The organism is Paenibacillus amylolyticus (assembly GCF_001570725.1).
GTDB classification, from domain to species: domain Bacteria; phylum Bacillota; class Bacilli; order Paenibacillales; family Paenibacillaceae; genus Paenibacillus; species Paenibacillus amylolyticus_A.
Map to the genome: position 1 here is coordinate 37436 of NZ_BCNV01000004.1, position 14706 is coordinate 52141.

Genomic DNA, 14706 nt, shown 5'->3' on the forward strand with positions numbered 1-14706 from the left:
GATTTTTTTATTGTGTTAAGGCATCGTATTACCTTATTCGATAACCAGCATACGTGGCGATGTCTCTCGAATGATTCGGGAAGAAAACCATGATCCAAGACCTGCTGCAATGATGCTTAGGCAGGCGAACAATATCATTCCACCCCAATTCATAATCAGTGGAAGCTCTACGATACCATAATTGGAAAGGACCATTTCGAGCAGAAGAGGTAGTACATATACGCCTACGAAAATACCCAGTATCGCTCCCATGGCGGACAGCACAACCATTCCCATGGTGAGCGATAATCGGATTTGACGGGATGTCATTCCCAGCGATTTGTATATCCCGTACGTTCTGCTCTCTTTGCGGATATTGATTCGACAGGTACTGAAAATAATGATGAACGTCACAATGGTGAACAGCAATCCAATCAGGCTCATCGGATAGATCAGGATGTTCGCAGCTTCAGCGTAAACCGAATCAAGCAATGTCTTCTGGGTAACTACTGAAGCAAAATCCTTAAATTGCTCATTCAACGCCCCGGCAACCTTATCCGCTAGTGCGAGATCCTTCACATTAATGAATATGGCATCAAATTCACCATAACCCCGATTCACACTTCTCATGGCATCGATGGTGATTCGGCCTGAAACAGACATGTTGGCGATCGCCTGATAGATGCCTGTAATGAGGAATGTACGCTTTTCTCCTTCAATATAGATGTCGATGAGATCACCGAGATCTTTGTTTGATGTTTTGGCTACATTTACACCAATGGCAATTTCATTTGCGTGCTGTGGGTTATCCCCTTTTAACGTTTCGAATCCAAGCTCCTGATAACTCCCGTCCATTACACTCAAGTTGAGACTGATGGATTTGCCCTTTACTGTTGTTGAAGATTCCGGGCTAATTACACCTGTGATGTTCCCTTGCCAGCCTACATTGCTGATCCTCGGATCCTGCGCTAATACGTGCTTTAGTTCAGCCTTGGGGAAGTTACTTTTGTTCACTACGACTGCTGCGATGTTGGCGTTGTCATACCCCCATTTAGCTGCTGTCTGTTCAATTCCGATTATACTGGTCAGCAGAACATACCCCAGAACTAGTACGGAGGAAGCCATGGTAGTCAGCAGGATTGTCAGAACAGAACTTTTAGTGTTTTTGAACACATGACGGAGTCCAAGGACCGCGGTCACAGGCATTCGTGTGAACCCGACCCAGTGTTGTGCCCATGGCGAATTCATTCTACTGGCCATCCGGCTGTGATCTGTTTCCGACATACCATAACGAATAGCCTGAACGGGTTGGATGCTGCGTGCCTTTTTGGCGTATAACACAGTAAACAAAATCACTAAAGCAAATAGAAGCACACCAGCCAGTATGGCCGCGTCCAACCCTTGGACTGGAATGTTCTGATTGTTCACTCGAAGAGAGGACGCGGATATATTAATGATCCACTTGGAGATCCATACGCTGAGTGTAATTCCTGGGATAATGGCTGCGATGGATAGCATCGCATATTGAATAACATAGGTGCCTATCGTTCTCCGGGCAGTTAGCCCGAGTGATTTGAGAATGCCTATTGTTCTGTAATTAGCCAGGATAGCATCCGAAATTGTGAACCCGATTGTCATCAAAGCGATGGATAGCATGACAACACCCATGAAGATCATAATGAAGCCAATAACCTGGTTAATAATCAGATAGAAAGAGGATATCGCTTCGAACTCCATTTTGGATTCAAGAAACGGAGTGCCTGTCTCACGATTGTATCGTTCCCAATACACAGAATTCATGCTGTAATCGTTGAAGTGGATGCCGATCATGTGATGTTCGTTGCCTGCGAGTGTCGCGAAATCATGTTGAAAATCGACAGGATTCATCCATACCCGTGCTGTATTGGAGAAAGGGGCTCCGTATGGTACATCGATTACAATTCCGGACACCTTCAGATTCAGCGTACTTGAGCCGGTTTTGAAACCAACGGTATTGCCTACCGAGATTTGGTAGGCATTCGCCATGGACGTTGGAATCCAGACGGAGCCTTGTTCGGGAACTGTGTCGGGCGTCCCGCTTGAGAAAATTAGTTCATCCACACCCCAAGGCGGCGGAGGCGTATTAAACATGTACAGGTAGATGTTAGGGATGTGAGTTTCATTCAAAATGATGCCTGACAATGTACGATACGTTAGCAAAGGAGACACCTGAGCTCCATCCTGAGAAGCCCACCAGTTGTGCACAGCGTCAGGGTCATTGAGCCCTTTTTCAAACGTCAGGATCTGATGAGATCCATGGGTTCGGGTATGCATTTCATAAAACTGATTGCCTGTGTTCGCCAGAATGACAATAGCTGTAGATACAAGAAGTGTCGAGAGTAGCAGGAGCAGCGCAATTAACGCATTTTGTATTTTGTTCCTGCTCAGATACGACAAGCTAAGTTTAAACATGACTGCCATCGTTATTCCTTCCCCGTAACCAAAGCGAAGATGATCGCTTCACGATCCTGAATTTGATGTTCGTCATAGGTATCGAGTTCAAGGATTCCACCAATCTTGCCGTCCTGAATATAGATTAGGCGGTCTGCCCGGCAGGCTGCTTTTATATCATGCGTAACCATAACAACAGACTGTCCCTTGCGGTGGATATCCGTAAGGATATCGAGAACGGCTGTGCCGTGTTCCATATTCAGGCTTCCAGTCGGTTCATCCGCAAAGATGATATCCGGCGAATTAATTAAAGCCCGTGCAATGGCTGCTCTTTGCTGCTGTCCTCCAGAAGTTTGGGAGGGGAGGCGGTTACGCTGTCCATCAATATCCATGGCATTCATCAGCTCAGCAGCCCTGGATTGGATGTCCTTCTTTTTGTTTCCTGCAATATATCCCGGTAAAGCAATGTTCTCTTTGATGGAGAGGTCTGGGACAAGATTGATGCTCTGATAGATATAACCGATCCGGCGGGTGCGGAAGTCAGACATTTCCCGTTCATTGTAAGCGTCAATCCGCTGGTCGTGAAAATAGACCTCACCCGCTGTGATCTGATCCAGTCCGCTTAGCAGATATAAGAGGGTTGATTTGCCAGAGCCAGAGTTACCCATGATGACCGTGAATTCCCCTTCATAGATGTTGAGATCGACATTACGGATGGCATGATGTTGCTCACTTCCGCTGTTGTACGTCTTGCACAGATTCTGTGCACGGATAATCACTTTTTTGGACAAGTCGAATCACTCCCGAGTGCAGTATAGGATTCATTCTAGAGGAGGGATGTTGAGGAAGCCTTATCAAATTATGAATAAAGTATTACAGGTACCTAAGTAAATTCGGAAATGGAAGACCGCTCCGCACAATAGCTTTGGAGTGTGGGCTCAGCAGATCGGCAGATAGAATCGGAAGGTCGTACCTTGTCCTTCTTTACTAGTAAAAGAAATACGGCCTCCGTGTGCTTCAATAATGCTTTGGCAGATAGAAAGTCCCAGTCCCGTACCTTCCTGCACACGTTGGTCTGCATGACTCGCTTGTCCTCTGAAATAACGCTGGAACACAAACGGCATATCCTGCACACGTATGCCCTGGCCCGAATCGGCGATGGTTACTTTCAAGTGCCCGGATTCAAGTTCTGTGGCTATACGTATCGTGTCTCCCCGAGCTGTATGCTTGAGGGCATTGGCGACAAGATTGGAGATGACTTGTTCAATTCGGATAGTGTCGATAGCGATTAACACATTGGGAATGTGGTTGGACTTGGGCCCGTTATAGACGAGACCTCTTGTGAGTATTACATGTTCAATAGGTTTCAACATAGCGTCAAGTACAGGACCACTGTACTTTTCACGGGGTTCCACCGAAATTTGCCCCAGTTCCTGAAGTGCATGAACCAGCAGATCCTCCACAAGCCGGGCTGTTTTATCCGTATGGGTACGCATGACTCTCATATATTCCATTAGCGTTTCCTGATCGTTGCATAGTCCTTCCTCAATAGCTTCTATGTATGCTTTTATCGTGGTAATTGGTGTTTTAATATCATGAGATATATTGGTGATGAGTTCTTTTTGTGCTTGTTCCTGCTGGATGCGTAGCTCGTTCATATGCTTGATTTCCGTACGCATCAGGTCAAACATGGCATACACTTCGCCCAGTTCATCGTTCCGGTTGTACTGAATCTGTTCTTCATAATTTCCTTTGAGAATGGATTCTGCATGCAACTTTAATTGATGGATAGGAGAGAGGAGCTGCTTGTTCAGTTTTCGTTTCATCCAGAATAGAAATAAACCCAAGATCAGTGACACGAGCAATAGTACGCTAATCCATATCATCGGAACAGTCATCGGTTTCTGAACCGTAACCATAGCTTGGGGGATGGAAAAGATGGCATTGCCGATCTGACTTCCCAGTGGTCCGTCCATCACGGGAAACGCAATATCAACTGATTCGTTACCGTCCGCAGCCTGCGCGGCATGATACAGATCATAATGAAGGGATGAACGCAGGTTAACTTGAGTTCCTTCAGAGCCGGGAGCGGAGGACATGATCACTGTTCCATCCAGGTTCACATAGGTAAGTAGAACCCCGCTTTCTCTGGCAATGGAACGTATATCTTCATGAATATTTTGTTCATTGAGATACTGATGATTTTGCTCCAAAGCGAGCAGAGTTGGATTGATCGTGAGGCGAACCTGATTTATGGACAGGTTGGATTGTTCAGAATTTCGATTTTGAAATAGCATTATCGCCAGCGCAAGGATACTTAAAACTATAATAATCAGAAGGCCAAGTGTTGTTAACAACCAGCGTTTGGACCAGCTGTTCAATGACATGTGGGAGCCTCCAATCTCACTTATTCGTAATTGAATTTGTAACCGACACCCCATACCGTCTTCAGAACGGTCGGATGCGAGGCATCTGCCTCGATTTTTTCACGCAGTCTGCGAATGTATACGGTTACGGTATTTTCATCGCCGTAGGTTGCATATCCCCAGATGGCGTCAAGCAACTGGGCTTTGGAGAACACCTGATTCTTATGGCTTGCCAGATAATGAAGTAATTCGAATTCTTTGGCGGACAGAGAAACTTCCGATCCGTTCAATGTAACTTTATAGGCTTTTTTATCAATCATAAGGTTTCCAAGACGCAGTAGATCTGTTCTGTCTTGATCCGATGTCATGCTGTCGTAACGTCTGAAGTGGGCATTGATTCGTGCTAACAGTTCGCTCAGCGAGAAGGGCTTGGTCATATAATCGTCTGCTCCAAAGCCAAGGCCAAGTACCTTATCGGTATCGCTGCCTCTAGCGCTCAGAATAAGGATGGGGATATTATTGCGTCGTCGAATCTCACGGCACACCTCAATTCCGTCCATATCTGGAAGCATAATGTCTAGAATAATGTAGTCCGGTTGAATAAGCTCCATAATCTTAAGCCCGTCTTGACCAGTGGCTGCCACGGCGGCTTCATATTGATTTTTGGTTAGATAATCTCTCAGGATACGCGAAATATCCGGTTCATCCTCGATGATGAGGACTTTGCGCGGGTGGGTTAGCATATGTATCGCTCCAGTATGATTGATGTGAATTTAATGGATAAACCCATGAACCTCTTTAAGGTCATGGGTTTCTAATCTGAAACTGCAGGTCATACATGCTCCAGATCATCGATAGGCTCATGCTGTCTGGATTTGAGATACTCCGCGGGGGACACACCGAAGTGCGCCCGGAATACCCGGTGGAAATAGGAATAGCTTGCAAAACCGCAAGATTCGGCAATATGCTCCAGTGTCATTTCACTGTATTTCATGCGTTCCAACGCCGCATTCAGACGAATCTCAATCGCGTATTGAATCATAGTCTGATTGTAATGCTCCTTAAATAAACGCACGGCACGTGACAGGCTGAGTCCGGCATAACGTGCCGCTTCTTCAAGTTTAAAGGTAACCGTGGCATGCTCCTCGATAAAACGTTTTAACTTCAACGCAGAGGAAATTGCCCGATCCGTCTGAATATTCTCGGTGATTGCCCGGTCGATATAAAGACATAATCCGCGTAGTAACGCATCCTTTAGCTCCGCATTTTCCTCAAGAGGTCCGCGACGCTTCTCTAGAAGCATATTTCGCCATAGGCTGATCAACTTATCATCGAGTCCTATCCGGCTCACGGTAGATCGATGCTGCCGTTTCCACCAGTTCTCGATCCAGCTGCCTTCACAGAACAGATAATAATCTCCGCTGGACAAACGTCCTTCCTTATGTGGTTCATCGACCACGAGATGGTAATCGTCACCAGGCTTGAGCAGCAATAAATCCCCGCTGGTCATCCTGAATTCTTTATCCTGTACATACACTTTGCACGAGCCTTCGGTCTGCAGACGAAACAGATAGGTTTGCAGCTCGCCCTTCATATTATGAGTGAACGCTTTATAGTGGTATGAGTAGTCACAGATCAGCACAGATGTCTCTAACGTATCCAAAGATGAAATCCCCCAATATGTTCATCCTGCATGCATTCAAATGGGCTACATTCTATAGATGCAAAATGATGGAAATAAAATTTGATCAGATAGTTCATGTTCTGACTATATTGTATATGTTCATTCTAGCCTGTTTTGCGTTAGGATGATACCAGATAGAGCAATGAAAGCAAATTTGAGAACAGAGGTGTATCCTACATGAAAAAACTTAATATTGGTTTGCAATTGTTTACACTCCGTGATGAAACTGCAGCAGATTTTCGTGGTACGTTGCGTAAGGTAGCGGCCCTTGGATATGAAGGCGTGGAGTTTGCCGGGTATGGTGACATTCCAGCTGAAGAAATGAAAGCGCTACTAGATGAACTTGGACTGAAAGGATTCAGCAGCCACGTTTCACTCCATGCGATGCGCGAAGACTTGCAAAAACAGATCGATTACCTGAAAACAATTGGTGCACAATATATCATTTGCCCTTACCTGATGCCAGAAGATCGTCCTGAGAATGCAGAAGGTTGGACCAAGCTATTCGCTGAGTTACAACAATATGGAGCTGAAGCAGCGAAGCAAGGATTGATCTTTGGTTACCATAACCATGACTTTGAATTCCACGGCCAGGTTGGCGATGCCAATGCGTTTGATGCCATGTTCGCTCAAACATCACCGGAAGCGGTAAAAGTGGAAATGGACGTATGTTGGGTACAATTTGCGGGACAAAATCCGATCGAGTATATTAAACAATATGCGGGTCGCTTGCCGCTGCTTCATCTGAAGGACTTCAGCAAAGACGAACAGGGCCAGATGAAAACACTGGAACTGGGACAAGGTTCGGTTGACCTGCCAGCTGTTATTGAAGGCGCTACGAATGCAGGTGTGGAGTGGTTGATCGTGGAACAAGACGTATGTCAGAATCCTCCACTTGAGAGCGTATCCAATAGCTACAACTGGTTGAAAGAAAACTACCTGAACCAATTCTAATGGACCATCGAACCATGAAAAATGCTAATCTATTTGTCAAAGGAGACTTATGTACATGAGTAAAATTAAAGTTGCTGTATTCGGCTGTGGAGCCATTGCCGAGCGCAGACATATTCCAGAGTACGCTGCCAATGAGAACGTAGAACTTGTCGCTTTTGCCGATCCGATCGTGGAGCGTGCGGAGAAGATGGCCGAGACTTACGGCGGTAAAGCGTACTCCAGTTACGAAGAATTGCTTGCTAACGAAACGGTAGATGCCGTTAGTGTGTGTACACCAAACTATCTGCATGCACCAATGGCGATTGCTGCTGCAAATGCAGGCAAGCATGTATTGGTGGAGAAACCAATGGCAGTATCCACTGAAGAAGGCGAGCAAATGATCGAAGCTGCCAAGAAAAATGGTGTGTATCTGATGGTTGGACACAACCAGCGCCTGATGCCTCCTCACGTGAAAGCAAAAGAAATTCTCGACTCCGGTAAACTCGGAAAAGTTCTGAATTTCCGTACTTCCTTCGGTCACCCGGGTCCGGAAGCATGGAGTGTGGACGGAGCTGAAAGCTGGTTCTTCCGCAAAGAAGAAGCCATTATGGGCGCTATGGGCGACCTGGGCGTACACAAATCAGACTTCATCCGTTACTTGCTGAACGATGAAGTATCTGAAGTAGCTGGTTTCATCAGCACACTGCACAAAGAGGGTACTAAGGTTGACGATAACGCGACTTGCTTGCTTCGTATGAAGAGCGGAGCGATTGGAACGTTGGTAGCGAGCTGGACACAATACAGAGCCGGAGACAATAGTACAGTTCTGTGGTGTGAGAATGGTGTTATGAAGATCGGAACAGTCGAAGGCGATGAAGTTATTGTTGAGCTGACCAATGGTACAGTTGAGACATACAAAGTCGGTGCCATGGCTACCAACGAGAAACAAGTGCCGAGTGGCGTAATTGACGCTTTTGTAGAGTCGATTGTTACTCAAACACCTCCAGCGATTTCCGGGGAAGAGGGCTTGCGTTCCCTGCAAGTGATCCTGGCAGCATTCGAATCCGAGAAAACAGGTCAGATCATTAAGCTGTAATCCAACCGAATGACAGTGCAAATTCTAACATTCTATATGTCTTAATCTATGATAAAAGGGACTTACCTTCAGAGATGTGTTCTGGGGTAAGTCCTTCTGTATTTGTACCAGGCAAGTGATAGGAAAGTGAACAGTATATTCGGTAATTTGTGCAAGGATAGAGCATCTGATCGCTTATGCAGAACTGAAAAGGGCTGACATCTCGCGCTATCGCGGAATATCAGTCCCTTGGAGTCATTCAATTGAATGATAAAATGATTAACTTTCTTTAAATGCCAGCTGGCACATTACTGCCCAGATCCAACCATGCGATTTCAGCAGGAGTCAGCGTGATACGGGAACCTTCATCACAGGAGAGCAGTTCTGCCTGATTCTGAGCACCGATCAGCGCACAGGTTGGGAACGTCTGATTCAATACATAAGCGAGTGCAATCTGGATTGGTGTTGTTTTCTTCGAATTCGCCAATTGTTCAGCCCGGCGCAAACGTTCCCAGTTGCCATCACTATAGAATACACGCACCAGATCGGCGTTATCTCGAACTTCAGGTGTAAATCGTCCAGTGAAGAAACCACGTGCTTGGGAGGACCAAGACAGCAATGGTAGCTTGGTTTGCTCATGCCATGCCAGCGTCTCTGCATCTGCTGACACACAGCCTTCCCAGAAAGGTTCGTTTGCTTTGGCGAGACTGAGATTCGGACTGCTGAAGGTAAAACCCTTCAGGCCATTCGCCGCAGCGTACGCATTGGCTTCCTCTAGCCGTTGCCAGGTCCAGTTGGAGGCGCCGATCGCGCCGATTTTGCCGGAATCAATATGTTCGTTCAGTGCTTCAAGAATAACACTGACAGGGGTATTGGGATCATCCCGGTGCAAAGCATACATCTCTACGTGATCTGTCTGAAGACGCTCCAGACTTTCCAGCAAATCACTACGGATGGCATCGGCGTTAACACGTGGTCCATTTTGATCATGATGTGCGCCTTTGGTGAGAATGACAATTTGGTCTCGGTTACCGCGTTCCTTCATATACCGGCCAAGGACTTCTTCACTTTCGCCATCACAATAAATATGCGCTGTATCGACGGTGTTACCGCCGATCGACAGAAAAGCATCCATATTCGTAGCTGCTTTATCGTAGGCATCATGCACGAAATAATCGGTTCCTTTAATCAGTCTGGAGACGGGTTTACCTGCACCAGCAATTTCGATATATTCCATAAGTCAGTTCATCCTCTCGATTATAGTGTAATTCGTGTACGTTGTTCCGCTGAACGAAGGCAAGCTTCCAATACTTTCATATTAGCTACCGCATCGGAAGGGGCGAAGCGCAGATCCTTGCCCAGAAGTACAGCACGTGCCATATCATCTCCCTGCAGAGAGTAGTGGTTCACTTGCGGGACCTCAATCTCTCTGCGTTCACCGCCAGCTGTTACATAGAAGTTCGAACTATTATCTTGCTCGCTGACAAATGCGGAAGGGACTTCAATAATGCCCTCGGACCCCAATACTTCCAGTGTGTTGCGGAAGGCTGCCCACATGCTGCTGTCAAACGTCACGCCAACGTGATTATCGAATTCCAGCAATCCGGATGCCATCATATCGACCTGATCATGCTGTGGGGAGAACATGCCGATAACAGTGGCAGCACTTGGCTCTTGACCAAGCAGCAGACGTGCTACGCTGATGGAATAACATCCGATATCATACAGTGCACCGCCGCCCCAATCCCGCCGAAAGCGGACATTGCCGGATGCATTGGAGTTATTGAACGAAAATGTACTGTGAATACCGCGGATCTCACCGATCTCACCGCTGGCGATGATATCCCTGATCTGATCGTAACGTGGATGATGGCGGTACATGAATGCTTCAGCCAGCTGCACACCTGCATCTGCACAAGCTTGAACCATCTCCTGAGCTTCCTGCTCAGTCAGAGCCAGTGGTTTTTCGCACAAAATATGTTTGCCTGCCTCAGCAGCAAGGATCGTCCATTCCCGATGCAAATGATTCGGTAGCGGGATATATACGGCATCGATGGAATCATCTGCGAGCAAAGCTTCATAACTGCCATAAGCCTTGTCGATCCCAAGTTGATCGGCTGTCTGCTTGGCTTTATCTTCGTCCCGACTGGCGATCGCGGTGACTTCATTCAACTCGGATTGCTGCAAGCCTGGAATGACGGATTCCACAGCAATGCTAGCGCTACCAAGAATTCCCCAACGCAATTTTTGAACTGAATTCATGTGTTGTATCCTCCTGTGTATAAATGTATATTGTGATTATAAGGAATAGATGATCGAATTAAAATGATAATATATTGAAGTTAGTTAACACAATATTGTTAAGTAAGGAGAAGTCGTTATGATGAGGCAAACGGTATTGCTAACCCTGCAGGATATTCCATATTTTTGTTATCCGGAATCGGTTGGACATTATATGGAACATCCCCAGCATTCCGTATTACGGGAGGCAGGCGTACTAAACAATTTTAATATTCACTATGTCGCTGCAGGCAAGGGATACGTGGAAGTGGACGGGGTGGTGCATGAGCTTCGCGCAGGTCAGGCCGTGCTTTATTTCCCGCAACAGCGACAGCATTATTATAGTAGTGAAGATGACCCGTGGGATGTGAGATGGGTTCATTTTTACGGTGAACGTCTGCATGATTATATGATCGAGCGGGGGTTGCATCGCAATCTGCTGTGGACGCTAAGGCAGCGTAGCTCATGGGAAGAGGCTCATCTGGCTTTGCTGACTGAAGCGGAACAGAACACCATGCTGCGTCCTGCTCAGCTATCCACACTGACTTATGCTGTACTCGCCGAGTTCGTGCAGCATGCGGTACCTTTAAAGAGCACACGCACCACAAGTAAGGCGGAGAGTCGGGTTCTTGCGCTGCTTCCACAGATGCAACAGGAGGCCTGCCAACCTTTCCTGTTACAGGACTGGGCGGATCTCGCAGGTGTGAGTTCGTATTACTTTTGCAAAATGTTCAAGAGTGCTGTAGAGATGACCCCTATGGAGTTTATTACTCGTTCACGGCTACAGATGGCAAAGCAATGGCTGCTGGAAAGGCCTGCGGCCAACATCGGACAGATTGCGGAGGAAGCGGGGTATCCCAATGCCAGTTATTTTAACCGCCAGTTCATGGCCCATGAGGGGATGACTCCTACGGATTATCGCGGATTGTATCATAATTAACCGGTATTCTTTCGATGTTGCCAGCGCTTAAAGAGTAATGGTTTGACAGAGAGCTTAATCAAGTCTATTATGGATAAATTAAATCCGTGTATAATGAGGTGCCCTCATGAAATATTCAAAAGCAACAAATTATGCTTTGCATACGATGCTTCATCTTGTAAGCACTGCCCCTGAACAGCTGGTTAGTGTACACCAACTTGCAGAATTGCAGAAGGTATCACCGACCTATCTGTCCAAAATACTGACCAAATTGGTTAAGGCGGGTATGATCGAATCGACTTCTGGCGCCAATGGTGGCTATCGTCTTAGTCGTAAAAATCCCGACCCTTCCTTCCTAGAGATCATTCATGCGATTGAAGGTCAGGCGTCTCTGTTTGAATGTTCCCAGAATCATAACGCAGGTTGCTTGATCCAACAGGTGATGGTGCAGGCGGAAGAAGAGATGGAAAGTTTTTTGAACAATAAAAAGATGTCGGAACTGGCTTCCCAGATGAAGGGTGCACACTCCCTATAACTTGTAGCTAGAAGTGTAGCTTCATTCGACGTGGTTAACTCGTCTGCCACATAGGTATAACTAGATCTTTCCATCCTCGCGAGAGGTAAGGAAAGATTTTTTGTATTGTAGGTATTTCGTTGCATGGGGACGCTTCAAGAGTAAGTGAAATGGTTAATATTCAAACGTATAATATGTCGTTGTACCTAATAGAAGTCGGATGGTACAATAAGGAAGGTATAATTGCATACATACTTGATCCAATCTTACATCACATTTTACATCTCTGGAGGGACAACACATGAGCCAATCAACGATTACAGGACTGGAACAATTGCTCGCACTGGAAAACATTCGGAATACCAAGGCCCGCTATTGCCGCTATATTGATACGAAACAGTGGGATACCTTGGGTGACGTGTTCGCTCCGGATGCAATCGCTGATTTCAGCACAGAAGGCAATCCGATTCCGGTATTAACAGGCCGTGATACGATTGTACAAGTATTCCGTGATCTGGTGGATGTTGCCGTAACCGTGCACCATGTACATAGCGCCGAAGTTGAATTTGTATCCGAGAACGAAGCGAAGGTCATCTCCCCAATGGAAGATTGGGTAACGTTCCCGGAGGGCAATGAGAACAAATCGTTCCACGGATTTGGGCACTACCATGAAACTTTTGTCAAAATCGACGGCCAGTGGTACATCAAACATACGAGTCTGAAACGTCTTCGTCTGGACCTGTTTGAATAGTATAATCTTTTAGCAGAATATCGAAGTGAGCAACATTAAAATAATAGCCCCGAGGAGCGTGATGAATGCGTCCTTGGGGCTTTTTTGTGTTTGTGGGAGAGGCCAGTTGACACATGTATAGAAAATAGGCAGAAAAAAAGCCAGGTTCAGAACCCGAGGGCCCCTTCCTGACTTCTTTCGGTTAAATGAGATGTTAGATCCGGCTACTTTTTTCCGTGACTTTCCGTGACTGCATTCTCAGATACAACTGAGAGAAAATAACGGATGCTAGTGCGACCACAGTCATGCCCCAGAAAATATTGGTGTACGCTGAGGATAGTGGCAAGTTCTGCATCGCCGTTAATGCTACACCAGTAACAGCAACACTGAAAGCACCGCTGAAGAATTGACTGAGTTGGAACAGTCCCATACCTGCGCCGACCTGATCCTTGGTCAGGTTGCCAGACAATTCATTGGATACGCTGGTGGTCAGGGATGAGAAACCAACGCTGAGCAGCACATAGACAGCCATAATGGCGTAGATGTTATTGTCTGCAAATAAGGCGAACAATCCGGCAGCGGCCAGTAGCAACCATGGTGCAAATTTCAGCAGCAGCGTATTGCCATGTCGGTCAATCATTCGGCCGATCCGGTTGGACAGCAGCATAGACACGACTGCACCCGGGAAGATGACGAGTCCGGATTGAGCAGGTGTCAGTCCATATAGATGCGCCAAAATTTGCGGCAGCAGGAACAGCGTTGAGAAGTTATTGATGTACGATACAATCCCCAGCGAGCTGAGCATCATATATTTTTTGTTTTTGAACAAAGCGGGTTGCACAAATGGATCTGCCGCGCGCCGAATTCGGAGCCAGAACAGAAGCAGTGCAGCAGCACCGATGACAAGCGTGAACCACTGACGGGAAGTCAGGAATAACAGCACACCTGTAGTACCGATGGCGAGAAGCACGGCACCCATCAGGTCAAATGAACCTTTTTGCGGTGTTTCCCGAGGAAGCAATTTGAAGAATACAGGAATCAAGAATAACGTTAATCCTGTAACGATAAACAGATCATGCCATCCCAGAAATTGTGTAATACTTCCGCCGATGACGGGACCAAGTCCAAGACCCAGTGAACTGGCGGACATGATGACAGCCATCGATTTACCCCGGCGATCATTCGGAATGTACCGGGTAATTAGCACAATGGCAAGCCCCGGAACCGATGCAGCACCCGCAGCCTGAATCAGACGTGCAATGAGCAAAATGATGAAGTGATTACTGAAGAATCCTAGAACGGATGCAGCACCAAGTAAAGTCAGCCCAGTCGTGAATAATGTACGGATGGGTATGAAATCGGATAGACGTGAGAACGTAATCGAGGAAATGGCAAATATAATGGAATACCCTGTAACGATCCATGAGGAAGCGACGGATGTAAGCATAAATTCGGCTGCAATTTTAGGCAAGGCCAGATTAAACATCATTGTATTCATAACAACGAGTACAACGGTGAAGCCAAGCAAGCTTACAATCAATCCTTCCTGTATTCCGGTCCGTTCCCCTGATGATGCGGTTGCGGTGTTGTTCATAAAAAACCTCCTGGAGTGATGTGTATTTCGCAACATTTCAGAAACGGTGTGTAACATTTGCAAAATGTAGTATGATGTTAATCCCGTGCCTGACAGCAGGGGATACATAACGAAATCATTAAAGTTCGATTGGTATCGAACATTAGAAATATATCATGGATCTGTGTTAAAATACAATGGATAGTCTGAAAAAAGGAGACTA

At 46.4% G+C, this 14706-nt stretch carries 13 protein-coding genes; 5 read left to right on the plus strand and 8 right to left on the minus strand.

Annotated features, from left to right (window positions below):
- Positions 1-33 precede the first annotated feature (33 nt).
- From PAHA3_RS19295 to PAHA3_RS19315, 5 genes are all read right to left on the minus strand, one after another.
- The gene (locus PAHA3_RS19295; protein ID WP_062836365.1) at positions 34-2439 is read right to left on the minus strand and encodes an ABC transporter permease; all 2406 of its coding nucleotides are present in this window, start codon (positions 2437-2439) and stop codon (positions 34-36) included.
- A gap of 2 nt (positions 2440-2441) precedes the next feature.
- Positions 2442-3200, minus strand: a complete 759-nt coding sequence (locus PAHA3_RS19300) for an ABC transporter ATP-binding protein (RefSeq protein ID WP_062836366.1) — start codon at positions 3198-3200, stop codon at positions 2442-2444.
- A gap of 147 nt (positions 3201-3347) precedes the next feature.
- A complete protein-coding gene (locus PAHA3_RS19305; RefSeq protein WP_062836367.1) occupies positions 3348-4796 on the minus strand; it encodes a sensor histidine kinase in 1449 nt (482 codons plus the stop codon).
- Positions 4797-4816: 20 nt separating this feature from the next.
- Positions 4817-5518 carry a response regulator transcription factor gene (locus PAHA3_RS19310; protein ID WP_062836368.1) on the minus strand — a complete coding sequence of 234 codons (702 nt, stop codon included), beginning with the start codon at positions 5516-5518 and terminating at the stop codon, positions 4817-4819.
- Between the two features lie 89 nt (positions 5519-5607).
- The gene (locus tag PAHA3_RS19315) at positions 5608-6438 is read right to left on the minus strand and encodes a helix-turn-helix domain-containing protein (RefSeq protein ID WP_076334058.1); all 831 of its coding nucleotides are present in this window, start codon (positions 6436-6438) and stop codon (positions 5608-5610) included.
- A gap of 198 nt (positions 6439-6636) precedes the next feature.
- On the opposite strand from PAHA3_RS19315, the gene PAHA3_RS19320 reads away from it, so the two are divergent.
- A complete protein-coding gene (locus tag PAHA3_RS19320) occupies positions 6637-7413 on the plus strand; it encodes a sugar phosphate isomerase/epimerase family protein (RefSeq protein WP_047841639.1) in 777 nt (258 codons plus the stop codon).
- Between the two features lie 55 nt (positions 7414-7468).
- A complete protein-coding gene (locus tag PAHA3_RS19325) occupies positions 7469-8488 on the plus strand; it encodes a Gfo/Idh/MocA family protein (protein ID WP_062836369.1) in 1020 nt (339 codons plus the stop codon).
- Positions 8489-8756: 268 nt separating this feature from the next.
- Here PAHA3_RS19325 and PAHA3_RS19330 read toward each other — a convergent pair whose 3' ends face one another.
- Positions 8757-9704 carry an aldo/keto reductase gene (locus PAHA3_RS19330; protein WP_062836370.1) on the minus strand — a complete coding sequence of 316 codons (948 nt, stop codon included), beginning with the start codon at positions 9702-9704 and terminating at the stop codon, positions 8757-8759.
- Positions 9705-9724: 20 nt separating this feature from the next.
- On the minus strand, positions 9725-10729 hold the full coding sequence (locus tag PAHA3_RS19335; RefSeq protein WP_062836371.1) for a Gfo/Idh/MocA family protein: 1005 nt from the start codon (positions 10727-10729) through the stop codon (positions 9725-9727).
- Positions 10730-10847: 118 nt separating this feature from the next.
- Between PAHA3_RS19335 and PAHA3_RS19340 the strand changes: the two genes are divergently transcribed.
- From PAHA3_RS19340 to PAHA3_RS19350, 3 genes are all read left to right on the plus strand, one after another.
- A complete protein-coding gene (locus tag PAHA3_RS19340) occupies positions 10848-11687 on the plus strand; it encodes an AraC family transcriptional regulator (protein WP_062836372.1) in 840 nt (279 codons plus the stop codon).
- A gap of 106 nt (positions 11688-11793) precedes the next feature.
- Positions 11794-12201 (plus strand): RrF2 family transcriptional regulator, encoded by a 408-nt coding sequence (locus tag PAHA3_RS19345; RefSeq protein ID WP_017692155.1) that lies wholly within the window; start codon positions 11794-11796, stop codon positions 12199-12201.
- Between the two features lie 280 nt (positions 12202-12481).
- Complete coding sequence (locus PAHA3_RS19350) at positions 12482-12931, plus strand: nuclear transport factor 2 family protein (protein WP_062836373.1); 450 nt, start codon at positions 12482-12484, stop codon at positions 12929-12931.
- Positions 12932-13124: 193 nt separating this feature from the next.
- Here the strand turns inward: PAHA3_RS19350 and PAHA3_RS19355 are convergent, their stop codons facing one another.
- On the minus strand, positions 13125-14504 hold the full coding sequence (locus PAHA3_RS19355) for an MFS transporter (RefSeq protein ID WP_062836374.1): 1380 nt from the start codon (positions 14502-14504) through the stop codon (positions 13125-13127).
- Between the last annotated feature and the right edge of the window lie 202 nt (positions 14505-14706).